The organism is Melioribacter sulfuriphilus, from assembly GCF_051488685.1.
GTDB lineage: Bacteria > Bacteroidota > Ignavibacteria > Ignavibacteriales > Melioribacteraceae > Melioribacter.
In genome coordinates, this window is record NZ_JBPSEH010000001.1 from 265,061 (window position 1) to 283,417 (window position 18,357).

Below are 18,357 nucleotides of genomic sequence, written 5' to 3' on the forward strand. Positions count from 1 at the left end.
GGATGAAAAATTATTGATGAGTGTCTCGGTTATATTTTTTAGTCGTGGAAACTATCGTTTCAAAGTTAGGGAGTTTTTTTGTTCAGCGTATATTGCATAAATGCTTTATTTATTAAATAACGAATTGGTTACAAAGAATGATTGATTCCCAATAATAAAACACGAAGCAAATCTCCTCGCGATGAAACTTTGTACCTTGCCTCTGCGAGCTAACTGATTGAGCAAAGCAAACTCTTGTAAAAACCGGTAGGAGATTGCTTCGCCCCGCCTTCGGCAGGGACTCGCAATGATAAATTGCGTTAGAATGTCACTACTTACAAAACAATTTCATGTCTTTGTAAACGAATGTATTACACACTTCATTGCGAGCAAACGAAGTGAGCGAAGCAAATTGACTTAAAAAACTTAAAGGTCTTTTAAGTCTGGACTCAAAGAGAAATTGCTAATTAAGTGTCAGCAACTCATAATAGTTCTAAACGGAAACAAAATCATTTTAATAGACGTGCGACGTCTTTTGCAAAATAAGTGAGTATCATATCGGCGCCTGCACGTTTTATAGCAATCAACGATTCGAGCATAACTCTTTCTTCGTCGAGCCATCCGTTTTTAGATGCTGCCTTTATCATTGAATATTCGCCGCTGACCTGGTAAGCTGCCGTAGGCATACCAAATTTTTCTTTTACACGCCAGATGATATCGAGATACGCTCCAGCAGGTTTTACCATAATAATATCGGCACCTTCTTCGATATCGGTTTCGGCTTCTCTTAAAGCTTCGAGAGCATTTGCCACATCCATTTGATGCGACCTTCTATCGCCAAAAGCTGGAGCTGATTCGGCAGCATCTCTAAAAGGCCCATAGAATCCCGAAGCATATTTTACGGCGTAACTCATTATTGGAATTTCCACGAATCCGTTATCGTCGAGTATTTTTCTAATAGCGGCCACTCTTCCATCCATCATATCCGAAGGCGCAACCATGTCGGCACCAGCTTGAACGTGAGTAAGAGCCTCTTTAGCAAGTACCTCAACAGTTTCATCATTGAGAATTTTTTCTCCGTTAAGCAATCCACAGTGGCCGTGTGAAGTATATTCACACAAACATACATCTGTAATGACAAGAAGATTTTTAACTTCTTTTTTAATTGCTCTAACTGCTCGTTGAATTATACCGTTGGGATTGTAAGCCTCCGATCCTTTTTCATCTTTGTGCTCGGGAATACCAAATAAAATTACAGCAGGCACGCCCAGTTGTTCCAGTTCTTTGCATTCTTCAACAAGTATATCGATTGACATTTGATACACACCTGGCATTGAACCAATTTCTTTTTTAACCTTTTCGCCAGGCACTACAAACAAAGGATAAATCAAATCTTCTTTACTTATTTTGGTCTCGCGTACTAAATCCCTCACAATAGGATTGTATCTTAATCGTCTTAAACGTTTGATTGGGTAGGTAGCCATAACTTCTCCTTTTTGAATACAGCGTTAAAATATTCTAATTTTTTAACATAATTTAATATATGATTATAAATTAACAAATATCTGCAAAAATTTATGTTAAAGAATATTAGACTAGCAATGAGAGCATAAAATTTGCAGTCCTAATATTACAATTAATACACAAATTTTGATTTGAGATTCTGTGCCGCACGCTTCTTCCAAGATAAACACTGGTAATTATCTGCTAGAAGATTTATTGATATTCAAAATTAATTGTGAACCATCTGGCTATGTGTCTTCTTCTATCGAGTAATTGAATATTTTTTCAAAGTATTCTGATTAGATTTGTTAAATTAAATAATGTCTTATCAGGTCGACTATTAAATTTCATTACAAATTCATAATATGATACACCCGATTATTAATATTTAGAAATCGTTATTTACAATGGAAAAGAAAGAGATCGAAAAAAAGAATACATTAAGGGGAATTCCATTATTTGCTGAATTGAGCATAGAACAGCTCAGAAATATTTCTTCCATAAGCAAATTATATAAATTTTCAAAGCACCAAATTCTTTTCAATGAAGGCGACCACTACAATGGTTTTTATATATTATTAAAAGGAGTAGTAAAAGTATTTAAAATTGCATCTGATGGCAAAGAGACAGTCATACACATAGTAAAACCCTTGAATGTATTTGCAGATATACCATTATTTGAAGGTGGTAATTATCCAGTTAGTGCCGAAGCACTTGAAGAAAGTATCGCCATTTTAATCCCCAAAGATAAATTTCTCGAAATAATCAGAAGCGAACCTCAACTGGCTTTAAAAATGCTCGCTGGTTATGCTAAAAGGTTAAAATCGTTAGTTAATCAACTCGAAGATGTAACCTTAAAAGAAGTACCTAACCGACTGGCAAAATTTTTACTAAAGGAGTTGAAAACTTCAGGTACAGAAAATTATCCAGAACCATTTGTTAAACTCTCCGTTCCTAAAACTACGATAGCTTTGTATCTTGGCACAATTACAGAAACTCTATCAAGAACCTTCCGGAAGCTCCAGGCTGAAGGAATAATAAAAGTTAAGGGTAAAATTATTATTGTTACTGACTTAAAAAGATTGAAAGAACTTGCAAGATAAATTATCCGCTAATTGCTTCTTACAAATAAGCTATCATCTAAAAAAAACTGACTTAAGTCAAACTTATCATTCATTATAATTTTTATTCTTTACTTACAAGGATTCAAAAACATTGAAGGAGTAAAAAATGAAAATAAAAGAATTAGATATTCGACCTATTCCACCGAGAGAAAAACATCCAACTATATTTGCAACTTTTGATTCACTTAAAAGTGGCGAAGGGTTTCAATTAATAAACGACCACGACCCAATTCCATTATTCTACCAGTTTAATGCTGAAAGACCAAACCAGTTTAATTGGGAACCTATTGAAAAGTATCCTACAGTTTGGCGGGTTAACATATTTAAAAAATAATTATTCTCTTATCTCAGTAATGAGTATCGACTTGATGATAACCAAAGAGATGAAAATATCGGAAATACTTTCAAAATATCCTCAAACACTTGCTGTGTTTCTGAACATGAGTCCGCATTTTAAAAAATTGGAAAATAAGTTCTTGAGAAAGGCACTTGCAAGTAGAGTTACAATTGAACAGGCGGCTAAAATCGCGAATGTTGATTTAACAACTCTTTTATTTGAGTTAAATAAATCGATCAATAAATCATTTGAACCAATTGATTTGCAAACAGAGGAACTTCAATTAAAGGAAAAACCAAATAGTCAACCCGATTTCATTAAAAAACTTGATTCAATGCATATCAAGACTCTCGATGTTCGCCCAATAATTGATTCAGGTAAAGATCCCTTTAATGATATAATGGCTAAGATTAAAGAACTCAGTGAAGGAGAAATACTTCTGCTTATAAATTCTTTTGAACCAATCCCGCTCTATTCTGTTCTGAAGAAGAAAGGTTTTAAGCACTGGACAATCAAAGAAAATGAACTATTCAAAGTATATTTTTATAAAGAAAAATTTGCGGATACTTCAAATAGTCCTCCTGAGCAAAAATTATCCTTACAAAAAATTGATTATAAAAACGTAGTTGAGATAGATGTAAGAGAACTAACACCACCCGAACCTATGATGAAAATACTCGAGACTTTGTCACAAATTGATAATGATACAGTTTTAATCGTTCATCACCATCGCGAACCTATGATGCTATATCCGAAACTTGAGGAAAGAGGATATGAAGCAATTTCAAATAAAATTGAAGAAAACTACTATAATGTAATTATAACGAAGAAAAGAAGTTAATATGAATATTACAAGCAATATGGCATCTTCATATTCTCCACCATTTAAAATAGTTGCAAAGTATTTTATTTCCGGAATAATCGCTTTTATTTTACTTAATATTTTGTTCATGTTAAATTATAAAGATATCTCTGGTTACCATTTCCAGCCCAAAATACTTTCGCTCACTCATATTGCAACGCTGGGCTGGATTACCATGATAATTTTTGGTGCAATGTTCCAGCTGGTGCCAGTAATTTTAGAAGTAAAACTATTCAGTCCAAAATTATCCGAGATACAATTCTGGATTTATCTTATCGGAATAATGGGACTGGCTTATAAATTCTGGTATTTTAATTCATTTATTAGTTTTACTGTTCCGGCTTTATTAATTAATCTCTCCATCTTTATTTTCATTTATAATTTAATCGCTACAATGAGAACCGTACAAAAATGGAATTTAACTGGCACTTATCTAACGTGGGCTCTATTTTATCTTTTTGTTACTGCAATAGCTGGATTGTTATTAGCAATTAATTTAGATCATCCTTATATAAAAATTAATCACCTTCAGTACTTAAATCTACATGCACACGTTGCTTCTATCGGTTGGGTCACTATGGTTGTCATTGGGGTTACTTTGAAATTAATACCAATGTTCACACTTTCGCATAATTATAAGTTAAAGTTAGCAAAATATGCACTTATTCTTATTAACGCAGGCTTATTAGGCATATCAACTGTCATTCATTATAGTAAAACAACAATGGTTAATTATATTTTGGTGTCATTTATTTCCCTCGGTTTATTTTTATTTCTGCTTCAGGTACAAGATATTCTAAAGAACAGAATAAGGAAGAAATTTGATATTGGAATTAAATATTCCATATTTGCATATACCATCTTAGGGCTCACAATCATATTAGGGTTTATTATGAACTTTATAAATTATGAGAGCGTTGTCAATTTTACATTAATATACGGCTATCTTATTATTTTAGGTTACATATCAATGTTAATAGTCGGTCAAATGTATAAGATAGTCCCCTTTTTAGTCTGGTATCATAAATATAGTAGCAAAGTAGGCGTTGAAAAAGTTCCACTCCTGAAAGATATGTTCAGTGAAAAATACGCATTAATACAATACTTTCTGATGATAATCAGTCTAATTTGTACAGTAGTTTCTCTTACCTTTCAACTAAATTTTCTTTTGTTGTTTTCTTTTACATTAATGTTTATAAGCTCTTTGATTTTTGCTACGAATATGATAAAAATATTCAGGAGTTAATAATAATGGAAGAAAAAGAAAAAATACTAAATTTATTAAAGCATGTAATTGATCCGGAAATTGGAATTAACATTGTAGACCTCGGCTTGATATATGATATAAATATTACTGAACATGATATTATAGTCAAAATGACACTAACAACACCAGGTTGTCCAATGCATAATAGCATGATTGACGGGGTAAAAAATATAATTTCGAATTATGCCCCTTCTAAAAAAGTTAATGTAGATCTTATTTGGGAACCTGCATGGACACCGGATAGAATGTCAAACGAAGCAAGAGAAGAACTGGATATATAAAGGAGAACTTATGTTTACAACAGTAAGGTATTTTATTAAAACAAGTATAATTTTTCTTGTCATTGGAATTATAACGGGAATTTATATCTCTTTAGTAAAGTATTTTCCTATCGCAATTTATTCTCAGGAATTAATCTCTGCTCACACTCATATTATTCTCGTTGGTTCTGTAATGATGATGATTATGGGTGTTGCTCTCTGGTTTTTCCCCCGTCCAGAAAAAAATGATAAAAAATATAATCCTACCTTGATCTGGATTACTTACTGGATGATGACATTATCAACTTTATTAAGATTTATTTTTCAAGTTGTTGGAGCTTATTATTATATACAGTGGGTTAATGTTGCAATTGTCATATTCTCGATTTTTCAGGTACTGGCGATGATTTTATTTTTCTATTCAATATGGGGAAGAATTAGAGCTGTTGGTAGTCAATACCGTGAAGCCAAAGGAGAGAAGTTTTGATGTCAATGATAATTACTGACGATTGTATAAACTGCAGCGCTTGTGCTGTCGAGTGCCCAACAGAAGCTATTTATGAACCCGGAATAAGTTATGAAGTAAAAGAAAAATTCTATAAACCAATTTCGAATGAACATTTTTTTATTGTAACAGATTTATGCAATAGATGTGAAGGCTTTGAGGAATTTAAATGCGTTCTGATTTGCCCGATGGATGCAATTAGAGCAACTCATAATTTCGATTCTGACATCTGGAAGAGTTAAAATCCTGTTTTTAGTTACCAGATTTAAATTTATAAATGTGATGGACAATAAGCTGAAAGAAAATATTGAGAAATTTTTAGATGATTTTATGTTGATTCAATACAAAGGCAATGATCATATAATTGCAAGACAGTTCTTCCGCAAAACATTCAATGAACTTATTCCTAAGTATTTTGAAACAAAAAGATCAATTGATAAAATTACCCCTGAAAGTTCTGAAGACAGTTCCTTAATAAAAAATATCGTCGTAATCGGTGCAGGTTATGGCGGAATAACTGCTGCTCTTCGTCTTGAACGGTTATTAAAAAAACATCCTTTCTTCAGTGTTCATCTTATTGACAAAAATCCATATCACACTATTAAAACTCAGTTGCACGAAGCAGCTGTTCGCAAAGCCGAAGTTTCAATTCCTCTTTATAAGATTTTGAAAAACCGCAAAATACATTTTCATTTAGGCGAAGTAAATAGTATTGATGTCGAAAATAAAATCGTTTCGATTGACAATCGCACGCTCCAATTTCATTTTTTAATTATTGCAATTGGCAGCAAAGTAAATTATTACAATATACCCGGAATGAAAGAACATTCTTTCCCGCTGCAAACTTTATATGACGCCAATAACATTTATGAGCATATTTCCAAAATGTGTGCACTATCTGCTTCTGAAAAAGATGAGAAGAAACGGAAAGAAAATCTTCGTTTCGTTATTGGAGGCGGTGGATTATCGGGTGTCGAATTGGCTGCCGAGCTGGCAGAACATACTTCGAAGTGCCTTTCAGATTTTAATATCAACAAAAAATATTTAGAGGTTATACTTATCGAAGCTGCAAATCGATTAGTGCCTTTTATGGATGAAGAATTTTCCGAAAAAATAAAAGAGAGATTAATCGAAAAAGACATAAAGATTTTACTAAATTCTAAAATAATTAAACGAACAGAAAATGAAGTGTATCTCGAAGATGGGAAAGTAATTCAAACAAATAAATTTTTCTGGACGGGCGGAATAAGAGTATCGGATTTATTAAAGCGAGGCGGTTTAAAGACCGGTCCCGCAGGTAGAGTAATTGTTAACGAATATTTACAGGCTGAAGGAAACAAATATATTTATGCCATAGGTGATAGTGCCAATGCCATAAATCCAGTAACAGGCAAACCTGTGCCGGCTGCAGCACAATTTGCTCTTCAACAGGGTAGATTGGCAGCTGAAAATGTTTATGCGGAAATATTTGGTAAACTTAAAAAATCATATTGGCCAAAGGTTTTGGGTGAAGTTGTTAGTCTCGGCAAACATCTCGCAATTGGATGGTTAGCACTTCCAATATTAAAGAAAATTACATTTGTTGGCTTCCTTGGAAGATTATTAAAAACAGCAATTAGAGAAAAACATATTATTTTATTGCGGAAAGAGAGCAGAAACTGGATTACATATTAAACCATTTATAATGAGAAAGAAACTCATAGGATAGACTAATATAAGAATTTAAAATAACTTTACTCGTCAATTAAAAATAATTGCAAGAGATATCTCGAATCAATCCGAAAGGAATTATAATTATGATTTATCGAGTAAAATATCCATATGCTTTAGCAGCCACTTTCATCTGGATTGGATTTGTAGGTGCAATAAGTTTTATGGAAGCCTGGCTAAAATTCAGAGCACATGGAATTACATTGCCATTAGGGCTTGGAATTGGAAGGCTTGTATTCAATGCATTGAATAAAGTTGAATGGGTACTGGCTTTTGTTATAATCCTTAATTTAATTTTTGCAAAATCGAATTTGTTATCGCTGAGCAACCTCGCGTATTATATCCCCTTGTTGATTCTCATCTTACAAACTTTCTGGCTTCTCCCCATTTTAGACGCAAGAGCAGAATTGTATATCACAGGGCAAAATGTACCGGAATCGAATATTCATTTTGTTTATGTAGTGCTTGAAATAATTAAAGTTGTTTGCCTGTTCATCTTTGGAATTTCAATCTATCAGAGTTCAGCAAATTGAAATAAGATTTAAAGGAGGGAAAATGAAAGAATACAAAGTCAAAATTCTTGATATAAAAAATGTTACTCACGATGTGAAAGCATTAAAAATTGAGAAACCTGCCGATTATAAATTCACACCGGGGCAAGCTACTGATGTTGCAATTAACAAACCAGGCTATGTTGATCAAAAGAGGTCGTTTACTTTTACTTCGCTGAATGAATGGGATTATTTTGAATTTATTATAAAAATATATGATGGTCATAATGGAGTAACAAAGGAAATCGGTAAACAAAATGTTGCAGATGAACTAATTATTGGTGAACCCTGGGGCACGATTAACTATAAAGGTGAAGGTGTTTTTATTGCCGGTGGTGCAGGCGTAACACCATTTATTGCAATTTTGAGAGAGCTTAATTCCAAAAATAAAATTGGAAATAATAAGCTGATATTTGCAAACAAAACAGAAGCAGACATAATTCTAAAGGATGAATTCGAAGCAATGCTTGGTAAAAACTTCATAAATATTCTATCCCATCAAGAATCCCAAAAATATTATAATGGATTTATTACAGAAGAATTCCTTAAATCTGTAGTAGAAAATTTTAATCAGTATTTTTACATATGTGGTCCCGCTCCAATGATTGAATTGGTGGAAAAAATACTCGACAAATTAAATGTTGATAAAAGTAATATAGTTAAAGAGATTTGTTAATTAAGAGAAAGTAATTCAGATGAAAAACTACAATAGAACTAACTGCCAAGATAATTAAAATTACTTCATTATTACAGGAAAAAATATCCCGAGCTATATCAATATCTCGGAGAGATACCAATAACGATTCCAAATGATCGAAATCCACATATTGATAATCAAACTTAGAATGATTACTATGGGTATATAGTAACGATGTTGAATAACTAAATTAATTCATACAAACAAGAGCCTCACAATGACAATCAAAGTAAAAAGAGTTTATGAAAAACCCGAAAAAGAAGATGGCTATAGAATTCTGGTTGATAGACTTTGGCCAAGAGGTATATCAAAGGATGAAGCTAAAATTAATATGTGGTTAAAAGAAATTGCCCCAAGCGATGAGTTGAGAAAATGGTTTTCTCACGATCCTGCAAAATGGAATTCATTCAGGGAAAAGTATAAAAGGGAACTTGAAGGGAAAAAAGAAATTATGAAACAAATTAAAGCACTGGAAAAAGAAAACGGTATTGTAACGCTTCTTTATTCAGCAAAAGATGAAAAGCACAATAATGCAATTGTTTTAAAAAATATTATCAACTCTTTGTGATTAAAAACACTACTATTAATTAAAGAAAAAATAAATAAAAATTCTCTTGACAAGAATATGAAAACTTATTATGTTTGTTAGTGTACGATAACTAATTTATGGAAGTAAAAAAATGCCGCGTTTAAGTACAGAGCAAAGACAAGAAATGATTATTGATGAAGCAATCAAAATCATTCACGCTGAAGGGTATCAATCTTTCTCAATCAGGGAACTCGCAAAGAAAGTAAAAATTAGCGAACCAGCAATTTACCGTCATTTTCTCAACAAAGAGGATATTATACTTGGCATATTAAACAGAATGCTGGATTTTGATCATTTGCTTGGAAAAGAAATATTGACAAAAAAAACTGCTCAAAATAAAATTAAGCACTTTGTTCAATTTCATTTCGATTTCCTAGAAAAAAACCGCGAAATGACATCAATTTTATTTGCTGAGGATATGTTCGATAAAAGTGAAGTACTGCGGAATCGTCTTTTATTTATTATTCAAAAAAGAAGAAATCTGTTAGCCACTATAATTGAAGAAGGTAAATCAAAAAATGAAATAGTTGATATTGATACCCAGGATTTATTGACGATAATTTTAGGGATGATAAGAATGATTGTTTTAGAATGGCGGTTGAATAATTTTGCCTCTTTTTTGTCACAAAGAGGTAAAAATGCTATTAAATCTTTAGATGAATTAATTTTTAAGAAAACATAACTTTATATTTTTTTTGATTATTATGTTAGCGTACGATAACAAACATAATTTAATGAGAAATACTAAAAATCAGCTTACCAGAAGCAAAATCGAGGAGAAGCTTATAAATCTACTTGATGAGAAGCTTAGCAGAAATGGATTTGAAAAGTTTTCTATGGATGAGCTTGCAAATGAGCTGCACATCAGCAAGAAAACTATCTATAAAAGTTTCCCTACAAAAGAAGAGTTAGTTAGAAAGTTCTACTTAGGAAAGCTCGACTATGCTTATAGTGTTATTGTGACAAATATTCAAGCGCAATCAAATATTGTAGAAAAATTTGTTGAACTATCAAAAATGATTCAAGAGCATCTTGTTTTGTTCAATAATGTATCAATGCTACAGCTGAAGCATTATCATCCAGAATTAGCAAATGAACTGATCACTTTTAGAAATGAACGGGTTATTCCACTAATAAAACTTTTACTGAGAGTTGGAAGGAAGAAAAAATTAGTTAATGATATTGGTGATGAAATCATTATAAAAGTATTTACTACATCACTTGGGGAAATTACTCGGCTGAAAAAAAATTACGAACAGATTGAATATCAAAAAATATATGAAACTGCTTTTGAAATACTATTAAATGGTATTCTAACAAAAAAAGGAAGACAATTATTAATTAATAAAAGGATAAAAAATGGAAGCAATTAAAATAACAATCATCTTTGTATCAGTATTACTTATTGCGGGTTGCAATAGTAAAAATAATGATACTTTCATCGAAGCTACAGGCACAATCGAATCAACTAACATTATCGTAAGTTCAAGAACAGCCGGTGAGGTAAAATCAATTTTATTTGATGAAGGCAGTCGGGTTAATGCTGGCGATACAGTTCTTATCATAGACAGAGAAGCACTCGATTACCAATTAGAACAAGCATTAGCTGCAGAGCAGATTGCACAGGCTCAACTCGATTTGATGCTTAAAGGTGCAAGAAGTGAAGACATTAAACAAGCAGAAGAAATGCTGAAACAAAGCGAAATCAATTTTAACACCGCCAAAGCAGATTTTGAAAGATACAAACAGCTCTGGGAAACTAAATCAATATCTAAAAAACAATTTGAAGATATGACAGCGAGATATGAAGTTGCATTAGCACAATACAATTCTGCTAAAGAAAACTATCAAAAAGTAAAAAAGATTTTCAGGCCCGAAGAAATTGAACAGGCAAAAGGTAATCTTAGAAAAGCCAAAGCTTCGGTTGACCTTCTTAAAAAGAATATACGCGATAGTTATGTAACTTCTCCATTGAGCGGTTTTATCGTAAAAAGATTTGTTGAGCCGGGAGAAACTGTTACTCCAATGTCTTCGCTTTTCAAAGTATCGAACTTGACGACCGTTGATTTAGTCATCTATGTGTCTGAAGTCGAACTGGGAAAAATAAAACTCGGAGAAAAAGCTGAAGTTACAATTGATACTTATCCGGATAGAAAATATGTAGGTAAAGTAACCTACATTTCACCGGAAGCAGAATTCACACCAAAAAATGTTCAGACGAAGGATGAAAGAACTAAGCTTGTTTTTGCTGTAAAGATTTCTGTTGATAATAAAAATTTTGACTTAAAACCTGGTATGCCAGCAGATGCTAAAGTTTATTTATAAATCAGATATGAGTTAATAAAATGGATGCTATTATAAAAATAAACGGTTTGAAAAAAAGCTACGGTTCAGTTATAGCAGTTGATGGTGTAAGCTATGAAGTTAATCGAGGCGAAATGTTTGGATTGGTCGGTCCCGATGGAGCCGGCAAAACTTCTACTATGAGAATGCTGGTTGGTTTGCTTAATCCAGATTCCGGGAATGCTGAAGTTTTAGGATATGATTTATTAACACAAAAAAATCTCATCAAAGATGAGATTGGATATTTATCGCAGAGATTTTCACTTTATGGTGATCTGTCGATTGATGAGAATATTGAATTCTTTGCTGACATACACGGTGTTAAAAATTATAAAGAAAGACGAAATGAATTACTTGAATTTACAAGATTAACTCCTTTCAGAGATCGTCTTGCCGACAAACTTTCGGGAGGAATGAAACAAAAATTAGCTCTTGCTTGCACACTTATTCATAAACCCAAGATTATTTTCCTTGATGAACCAACCACCGGCGTAGATCCGGTATCAAGAAGGGATTTCTGGAAAATTCTATCAAATCTTTTGAAAGATGGAATTACAATTTTTATGACAACGCCCTATCTCGACGAAGCTGAAAGATGTAACCGTGTTGCCTTGATGGATAAAGGAAAAATTATAAGCTGCGACACACCAAAGAATGTAAAGGATTCAATGAATATGCAAGTGATTGAAATTGTTTGCAGCCCGATTAGAGAAGCTTATAACGCTATCAAATCATCAACAGAGTTTGAAGTGCAGATGTACGGCGATAGACTAAATGTTGCTGTTCCAAATTACGACAACGATTATGCTGTAATCAAAAAATTATTCGACGAAAACAATATCACAGAAATTGATAAAAGATTAATTACGCCGTCACTGGAAAATGTGTTCATTCATTTTATGAGTAAACCGAAAGAAGTTGAAGTATCATAAAGTTTTAGAAAAATAAAAAGGAAATTGAAATGAAAAAAATATTAATCTTAATTCTCTTTGCAAGTTCATTATTTGCGCAAGAAAGAATTCTGACACTGAAAGAATGTCTGGAAATTGGATTGCAGAACAGCAAAGACTTAAAAATTTCACAATCAAGAATAAATTTTTCTGAGGCAAAACTCTCTGAAATAAATAGCCAGTTTCTGCCGCAGTTTAAGTTATTTGGTAATTATACACGCTTGAGTGATAACATTCCGGCTTTTGAGTTTTCATCTCCTCTTTTCCCGAGTACAATTAGAATATCAGAGCCGCTTTACAACAATTACACTTTTAAATTTGGTTTCACTCAACCTCTTTTCACCGGCTTTAAACTTCTATCTTCAAGAAGTGCGGCAAAGTATAATCTGCAAGCATCTGAAAGTGATTATTCAAAAGATGCGAATGAAGCTGCATTTAATATTTACAGCGCATACTGGAATTATTATAAAGCAAGTGAAATAAGAGATGTGATTGAGCATACATTAAAGCAGATTGAAAGTCACCTAAAAGATACGCGTAATTTTTATGAACAGGGATTAGTGCCTAATAATGATCTGTTGAAACTTGAAGTCAAATATTCAAACACAAAATTAATGCTTATCGAAGCGGAGAACAATTTAAAGATAGCACGAATTGCATTAAATAAAGCACTCGGAATTGAACTTGATTCACAAATAAAAGTATCGGGTGCAGAAACATCATTAGAAAATGTTAATTATGATTTATCTGAAATTTTAAATGAAGCATTAAACAACAGACAAGAATTAAAATCCTTAGCTTATCGTGTACAAAGCAGTGAGGAAGGAATTAGCGCTGCAAAGTCAAACTGGCTGCCATCAATTTATTTAAGCGGCAATTATTATTACAGTAATCCCAACCCAAGATTTCTACCGGCAAAGGATGAGTTTAATTATAACTGGGATGTTGGCGTTACACTTAGCTGGGATGTTTGGAACTGGGGTCTAACTTCATCTCAGGTTTCACAAGCTGAACAAACAAAAATTCAACTTGAAACAAATTATGATCAGCTTAAAGAAAATATTCAGATGGAAGTCCATTCAAATTATTTGAACTTATTAAAGACTGAAGAAAAAGTTAAAGTAAATAAAATTGCTTTAGAACAGGCATCAGAGAATTATCGAATAACTGCCGAAAAGTACAATCTGCAATTAGCAACAAGCACTGATTTAATTGATGCCGAGACTTTAAAACTTCAAGCAGAAACTAATTTGAAAACTGCAGAAGTTGATTATCAATTAGCAAAGGTAAGACTTGAGAAATCACTTGGGAGAAGGATTTACTGATGAAAGCCATAGAAGTAAATAATCTAACTAAAAAATTCGGCAGCTTTACTGCAGTTGATAATGTGAACTTCACAGTAAAGCAAGGAGATATTTTCGGTTTCCTTGGCGCCAACGGAGCCGGTAAATCTACAACAATAAGAATGTTGATTGGTGTATTAGAACCAACTTCCGGCGATGCTCTGGTTGGTGGTTATAGCATTATGAAGGAACCGGAATTGGTGAAAAAAAATATTGGTTATATGTCACAAAAGTTTTCACTCTATAATGATTTAACAGTTGCAGAAAACATCCGATTCTATGCAGGGGTTTATGGTCTTGATGGTAAGAAATATCAGGAAAGAAAAGAATGGGTTTTGAAAGTCGCTAATCTTGAAAATATGGAAAATGTTCTTACTGCTTCTCTACCCGGAGGAATAAAACAAAGATTGGCACTTGGCACTGCTGTAATCCACGAACCCAAAATTGTTTTTCTTGATGAACCTACAAGCGGTGTTGATCCAATATCACGAAGAAATTTTTGGGATTTAATTAATGATTTATCTGCCGCTGGTACAACCGTTTTAGTAACAACTCATTATCTGGATGAAGCTGAATTTTGTAATGATATTATTCTTATTAATGCAGGTAAAATCGTTGCTCAGGGCAACTCAAAGCAACTTAAAACAAATTATATAAAAAATCCTATTCTGGAAATTGAAACTGAACGTACAGTTGAAAGTCTGGAATTTTTAGAAAAAGAAAAATGGGTCGGCGAAACATCAATCTTTGGAAATTACATTCACGTAATCTTAAATGACAATACAATAACAGAACAAAATATTATTCACTTGCTGCAGGAACAAAATGGTATAGCTGTAAAGCGTGTTGATAGGATCGTTCCAACGCTTGAAGATGTATTTATTCATCTAATTGAAAAGGGAAACAAATAAAATGTTAAACAGAATATTTGCAATTGCTAAAAAAGAAATCAAGCAGTTAAGAAGAGATACCAGAATGTTGTTTATCATTTTTTTCTTCCCGATTGTCCTTCTGATAATTTTTGGATATGCAATCAATTTTGATGTTAAGCATATTAAGATTGCTGTTTATGATCTTGATAAATCTGATTACACAAGAGAATATGTTAATGGACTCATCAGCTCTGAATATTTTGACCTTGTAACTTATGTTCAGGATGAAAATGAAATTAAAAGATTGTTGGATGAAAAAATTGTTCAGGCAGTTGTTGTTTTTCCAAATGATTTATCTCGCAAATTATTATCAAAGCAAGATGTAAAAGTACAATATCTTATTGATGGAGTTGACGGAACAACAGCCAGTGCAATTCAAAATTATGTTAATGCAGCTACTTACAGCTACTCAATTAAGTTAACAAAAGAATATCTGGCTGTTACAGGTAAGAATTTATATGTACCAATAGATTTACAGCCGCGCTTTTGGTTTAATCCGGAACTGCAATCAACAAAATTCCTTATTCCCGGTTTAATGGGAATGATTTTGATTGTTACTGCAGTAATCTCAATTTCACTTTCAATTGTACGAGAAAAAGAAAGAGGAACAATAGAACAAATAAATGTTTCTCCACTTTCATCTTTTGAGTTTATTCTTGGTAAGACGATTCCATACATTTTTATTTCTTTAATTAATGCAGTAATAGTTCTTGTTGCAGGTTACTTCTTATTTGGAATTGTAATTAAAGGTAATTTGTTCTTGCTGCTATTCGGAACACTCACATTTTTATTTGCAGCATTAGGATTAGGAATTTTTATATCAACAGTTGCAGATTCACAGCAAGTAGCATTCCAGGCAGCAAATGTTACTTCATTGCTTCCTTCATTTATTCTTTCTGGATTTATTTTCCCTATTGAAACGATGCCTACAGCAATTCAAGTGTTAACAAATGTTACGCCGGCAAAATTTTATGTTGTGATTTTAAGAGCAATTCTTTTAAGGGGTGCAGGAATTTCAGCTTTCTGGGAGCAGCTATTCTACCTTGGAATTTTCGGAACCATCTTTATTACACTTGCAGTCATTGTTGATCAAAGATCGAAAGGAAAAGACTAATATGAAAACAATCTATCATTTTATTATCAAAGAACTATTGCAAGTAAAGAGAGATAAAAAGATGCTTGTAATAATTTTTATGGCTCCTATTCTGCAGCTAATATTTCTTGGTTATGCTGCAAATATGGATGTTGATATTGTTCACACAACCATTTATGATCTGGATAAAACCGAAACAAGTCGTAATTATATAGAAAGGCTGGTAGAGACAGGATATTTCCAGATTGATTACTATGTAAAAAGTTATGAGGAAATAACTGATTTGCTGGAGAACGGAAAAACGCTCGTCGCTATTGTGATTCCAAAAGATTTTGAGAAAAAAATAAATCGCCGCGAAACAACACCGGTTCAAACTTTATTTGAAGGGTCGGATGCAAGCAAAGCTTCAATGGCACTTGGTTACATACAAGGTGTTACAACAAAATTTTCTCAGAATCTTATAGTAGATACTAAAGACAAATTGGGAATGAAAATATCACTCAGCGGTTCTCTTACGCCAGAAGTAAGAGTGTGGTATAATCCGGAAATGAAATCAAGGATATTTATGGTTCCGGGAATCTTAGGATTAGTTTTAATGATTTCTACCATATCCTTGATGTCGATGGCAATAGTAAGAGAAAGAGAAATTGGAACTATGGAACAGTTAATTGTAACTCCGATTAAAAAATATCAACTGCTACTTGGTAAGTTAATTCCATTTACAATGATCGGATTTGTGATCCTTGTAATTGTAATGATTATAATGACTCAGTGGTTTGGAATTTCTGTTAGAGGAAATGTTCTTTATCTGCTTTTTGCGGCATTTCTTTTCATCTTATCAAATCTTGGAATCGGATTATTTATTTCAACCGTTTCCAAAACACAACAGCAAGCAATGATGGCTTCTGTTTTTGCTTTGATGATGCCGATGATTTATCTGTCTGGCTTTGCATTCCCGATAGAAAATATGCCTCAGTTTTTCCAGTACATAACTTATGCAATACCATTAAGATATTTTATTACAATAATCCGTGGAGTAGTGTTGAAAGGAATTGGCTTTTCATCGCTTTGGCTCGAGACATTAATTCTTTTTGCAATGGGAGTATCAATTTTAGTTCTGAGCGCTAACAGATTTAGTAAGAAAATAGAATAATAAATTGAGGAAAACAGTATTATGAAAAAAGTACAACAGAATCTATTAAAAACAATCTCATTCATTGTGATTAGCTTTTTCTTTGCATCAGCACTATTTCTTAATGATACAAATGCACAAACAAAAGATCATTATAAGGTGCTTGATATTAAAAATGAAATTAATTCTGGTAAAGACAAAGAAATAAAAATGTTATTTGAAGGCGAGAGAAGAAAGATTGTTCAGCTTACATTGCGCAACGGGAGAAATCTAAGGTGGCACAGCGTACCTGAACCGATAACAATTCAATGTATTGCAGGCGAAGGTGATATGTTGATAAAAACTGAAAACCAAACAGATACGATTAAACTTTTACCTGATACTTTCATAACACTTGACCCTCTGGTTGATCACGATATAATTGGGAAACCAGATGTATCAATTCTACTCATTAGGTTTTTAACTGATGAAGACAACGATGAATAAATATTCAACAATCAGACAGTTCACGACGGGGCTGTCTGAGTAATTAAATAAATATAATAAATAATCAAAGGAGTGATACAATGAAAACAAAATCATTATTATTAACAGTTGTGCTTTTACTTACAGGCACAAGTCTATTCGCTCAATCGAGCAGAGCAGGAAAATTTGGTGTTGGATTAGATAACATATCTTCATCACCAAATTTAATGTTCAAGTACTATGCTTCAGATAATTTCTCAATGGATTTTATCGTTGGAGCTGATCTTAAATTCTTAGGTGAAGATGCACCGTTAGGCGAAACAAAAGTAGATGGTTACAACTTAAGATTTGGTTTAGCTGGTTCGTATCATTTTAATGTCGATAAGGTTTCACCATATCTTGGCTTACAAGCATTATACGGTATAAACCAGGATGCTGGTTATTATGCTGTAGAACCGGATCCCAAAAACAGTGTAAAAGTTGGTTTAATATTTGGCGCGGATTATTTCTTATTCGAAAAATTCAGTGTTGGTATTAAACAAAATCTCGGTTTTGATTTTCAACTTTCCCGAGATATTCCAAAAGAAGAAACCGATGTGTTAATGAATACGAAAACGGAGTTAACAGCAAGATTCTATTTTTAATTTGCTAAAGATTCTTTTGGTAAAAGCCGGTTGCGTTGTACAGCCGGCTTTATTAAAGATAGGTAAAATAA

Annotated in this window: 22 protein-coding genes; 21 read left to right on the plus strand and 1 reads right to left on the minus strand. The window is 32.8% G+C overall.

Going from position 1 to position 18,357, the window contains the following annotated elements; genetic code table 11:
- Positions 1 to 488: 488 nt before the first annotated feature.
- On the minus strand, positions 489 to 1,463 hold the full coding sequence (gene hemB / locus ACSSV9_RS01110; protein ID WP_437345393.1) for a porphobilinogen synthase: 975 nt from the start codon (positions 1,461 to 1,463) through the stop codon (positions 489 to 491).
- 426 nt (positions 1,464 to 1,889) lie between these two features.
- On the opposite strand from hemB, the gene ACSSV9_RS01115 reads away from it, so the two are divergent.
- From ACSSV9_RS01115 to ACSSV9_RS01215, 21 genes are all read left to right on the plus strand, one after another.
- Entirely contained in the window at positions 1,890 to 2,585 is a 696-nt protein-coding gene (locus ACSSV9_RS01115; RefSeq protein WP_422881138.1) for a Crp/Fnr family transcriptional regulator, read from the plus strand.
- Between the two features lie 127 nt (positions 2,586 to 2,712).
- The gene (locus ACSSV9_RS01120) at positions 2,713 to 2,940 is read left to right on the plus strand and encodes a DUF2249 domain-containing protein (RefSeq protein WP_422881136.1); all 228 of its coding nucleotides are present in this window, start codon (positions 2,713 to 2,715) and stop codon (positions 2,938 to 2,940) included.
- A gap of 49 nt (positions 2,941 to 2,989) precedes the next feature.
- Complete coding sequence (locus tag ACSSV9_RS01125; protein ID WP_437345394.1) at positions 2,990 to 3,784, plus strand: DUF2249 domain-containing protein; 795 nt, start codon at positions 2,990 to 2,992, stop codon at positions 3,782 to 3,784.
- Position 3,785: 1 nt separating this feature from the next.
- On the plus strand, positions 3,786 to 5,051 hold the full coding sequence (locus ACSSV9_RS01130) for a hypothetical protein (protein ID WP_422881134.1): 1,266 nt from the start codon (positions 3,786 to 3,788) through the stop codon (positions 5,049 to 5,051).
- Between the two features lie 5 nt (positions 5,052 to 5,056).
- The gene (locus ACSSV9_RS01135; RefSeq protein WP_422881133.1) at positions 5,057 to 5,353 is read left to right on the plus strand and encodes a metal-sulfur cluster assembly factor; all 297 of its coding nucleotides are present in this window, start codon (positions 5,057 to 5,059) and stop codon (positions 5,351 to 5,353) included.
- A gap of 10 nt (positions 5,354 to 5,363) precedes the next feature.
- A complete protein-coding gene (locus tag ACSSV9_RS01140; RefSeq protein ID WP_422881131.1) occupies positions 5,364 to 5,819 on the plus strand; it encodes a cbb3-type cytochrome c oxidase subunit I in 456 nt (151 codons plus the stop codon).
- Complete coding sequence (locus tag ACSSV9_RS01145; RefSeq protein ID WP_422881129.1) at positions 5,819 to 6,079, plus strand: 4Fe-4S binding protein; 261 nt, start codon at positions 5,819 to 5,821, stop codon at positions 6,077 to 6,079. The genes ACSSV9_RS01140 and ACSSV9_RS01145 overlap by 1 nt, the downstream gene beginning before the upstream one ends.
- 40 nt (positions 6,080 to 6,119) lie before the next feature.
- Complete coding sequence (locus ACSSV9_RS01150) at positions 6,120 to 7,511, plus strand: NAD(P)/FAD-dependent oxidoreductase (RefSeq protein WP_437345395.1); 1,392 nt, start codon at positions 6,120 to 6,122, stop codon at positions 7,509 to 7,511.
- A gap of 122 nt (positions 7,512 to 7,633) precedes the next feature.
- Positions 7,634 to 8,080 carry a hypothetical protein gene (locus ACSSV9_RS01155; protein WP_422881127.1) on the plus strand — a complete coding sequence of 149 codons (447 nt, stop codon included), beginning with the start codon at positions 7,634 to 7,636 and terminating at the stop codon, positions 8,078 to 8,080.
- A gap of 22 nt (positions 8,081 to 8,102) precedes the next feature.
- Entirely contained in the window at positions 8,103 to 8,774 is a 672-nt protein-coding gene (locus tag ACSSV9_RS01160) for an FAD-binding oxidoreductase (protein WP_422881126.1), read from the plus strand.
- 238 nt (positions 8,775 to 9,012) lie between these two features.
- Complete coding sequence (locus tag ACSSV9_RS01165; RefSeq protein WP_422881124.1) at positions 9,013 to 9,363, plus strand: DUF488 domain-containing protein; 351 nt, start codon at positions 9,013 to 9,015, stop codon at positions 9,361 to 9,363.
- A gap of 112 nt (positions 9,364 to 9,475) precedes the next feature.
- Entirely contained in the window at positions 9,476 to 10,066 is a 591-nt protein-coding gene (locus tag ACSSV9_RS01170; RefSeq protein ID WP_437345396.1) for a TetR/AcrR family transcriptional regulator, read from the plus strand.
- Between the two features lie 52 nt (positions 10,067 to 10,118).
- Positions 10,119 to 10,757: a TetR/AcrR family transcriptional regulator gene (locus ACSSV9_RS01175; protein WP_422881120.1), complete on the plus strand. Its 639-nt coding sequence runs from the start codon at positions 10,119 to 10,121 to the stop codon at positions 10,755 to 10,757.
- Positions 10,744 to 11,709, plus strand: a complete 966-nt coding sequence (locus ACSSV9_RS01180) for an HlyD family secretion protein (protein WP_422881119.1) — start codon at positions 10,744 to 10,746, stop codon at positions 11,707 to 11,709. The genes ACSSV9_RS01175 and ACSSV9_RS01180 overlap by 14 nt, the downstream gene beginning before the upstream one ends.
- Before the next feature lie 20 nt (positions 11,710 to 11,729).
- Positions 11,730 to 12,659 carry an ABC transporter ATP-binding protein gene (locus tag ACSSV9_RS01185; protein ID WP_422881118.1) on the plus strand — a complete coding sequence of 310 codons (930 nt, stop codon included), beginning with the start codon at positions 11,730 to 11,732 and terminating at the stop codon, positions 12,657 to 12,659.
- A gap of 29 nt (positions 12,660 to 12,688) precedes the next feature.
- Positions 12,689 to 14,002, plus strand: a complete 1,314-nt coding sequence (locus ACSSV9_RS01190; RefSeq protein WP_422881116.1) for a TolC family protein — start codon at positions 12,689 to 12,691, stop codon at positions 14,000 to 14,002.
- Complete coding sequence (locus tag ACSSV9_RS01195) at positions 14,002 to 14,931, plus strand: ABC transporter ATP-binding protein (RefSeq protein ID WP_422881114.1); 930 nt, start codon at positions 14,002 to 14,004, stop codon at positions 14,929 to 14,931. Before ACSSV9_RS01190 ends, ACSSV9_RS01195 begins: the two co-directional genes overlap by 1 nt.
- A gap of 1 nt (position 14,932) precedes the next feature.
- Positions 14,933 to 16,066, plus strand: coding sequence for an ABC transporter permease (locus ACSSV9_RS01200; protein ID WP_422881112.1), 1,134 nt, complete (start codon positions 14,933 to 14,935; stop codon positions 16,064 to 16,066).
- A gap of 1 nt (position 16,067) precedes the next feature.
- Entirely contained in the window at positions 16,068 to 17,198 is a 1,131-nt protein-coding gene (locus tag ACSSV9_RS01205) for an ABC transporter permease (protein WP_422881111.1), read from the plus strand.
- Positions 17,199 to 17,219: 21 nt separating this feature from the next.
- Positions 17,220 to 17,663 (plus strand): cupin domain-containing protein, encoded by a 444-nt coding sequence (locus ACSSV9_RS01210; RefSeq protein ID WP_422881110.1) that lies wholly within the window; start codon positions 17,220 to 17,222, stop codon positions 17,661 to 17,663.
- An 80-nt stretch (positions 17,664 to 17,743) separates the two neighbouring features.
- Positions 17,744 to 18,286, plus strand: a complete 543-nt coding sequence (locus ACSSV9_RS01215) for a hypothetical protein (RefSeq protein WP_422881109.1) — start codon at positions 17,744 to 17,746, stop codon at positions 18,284 to 18,286.
- Positions 18,287 to 18,357: the final 71 nt, after the last annotated feature.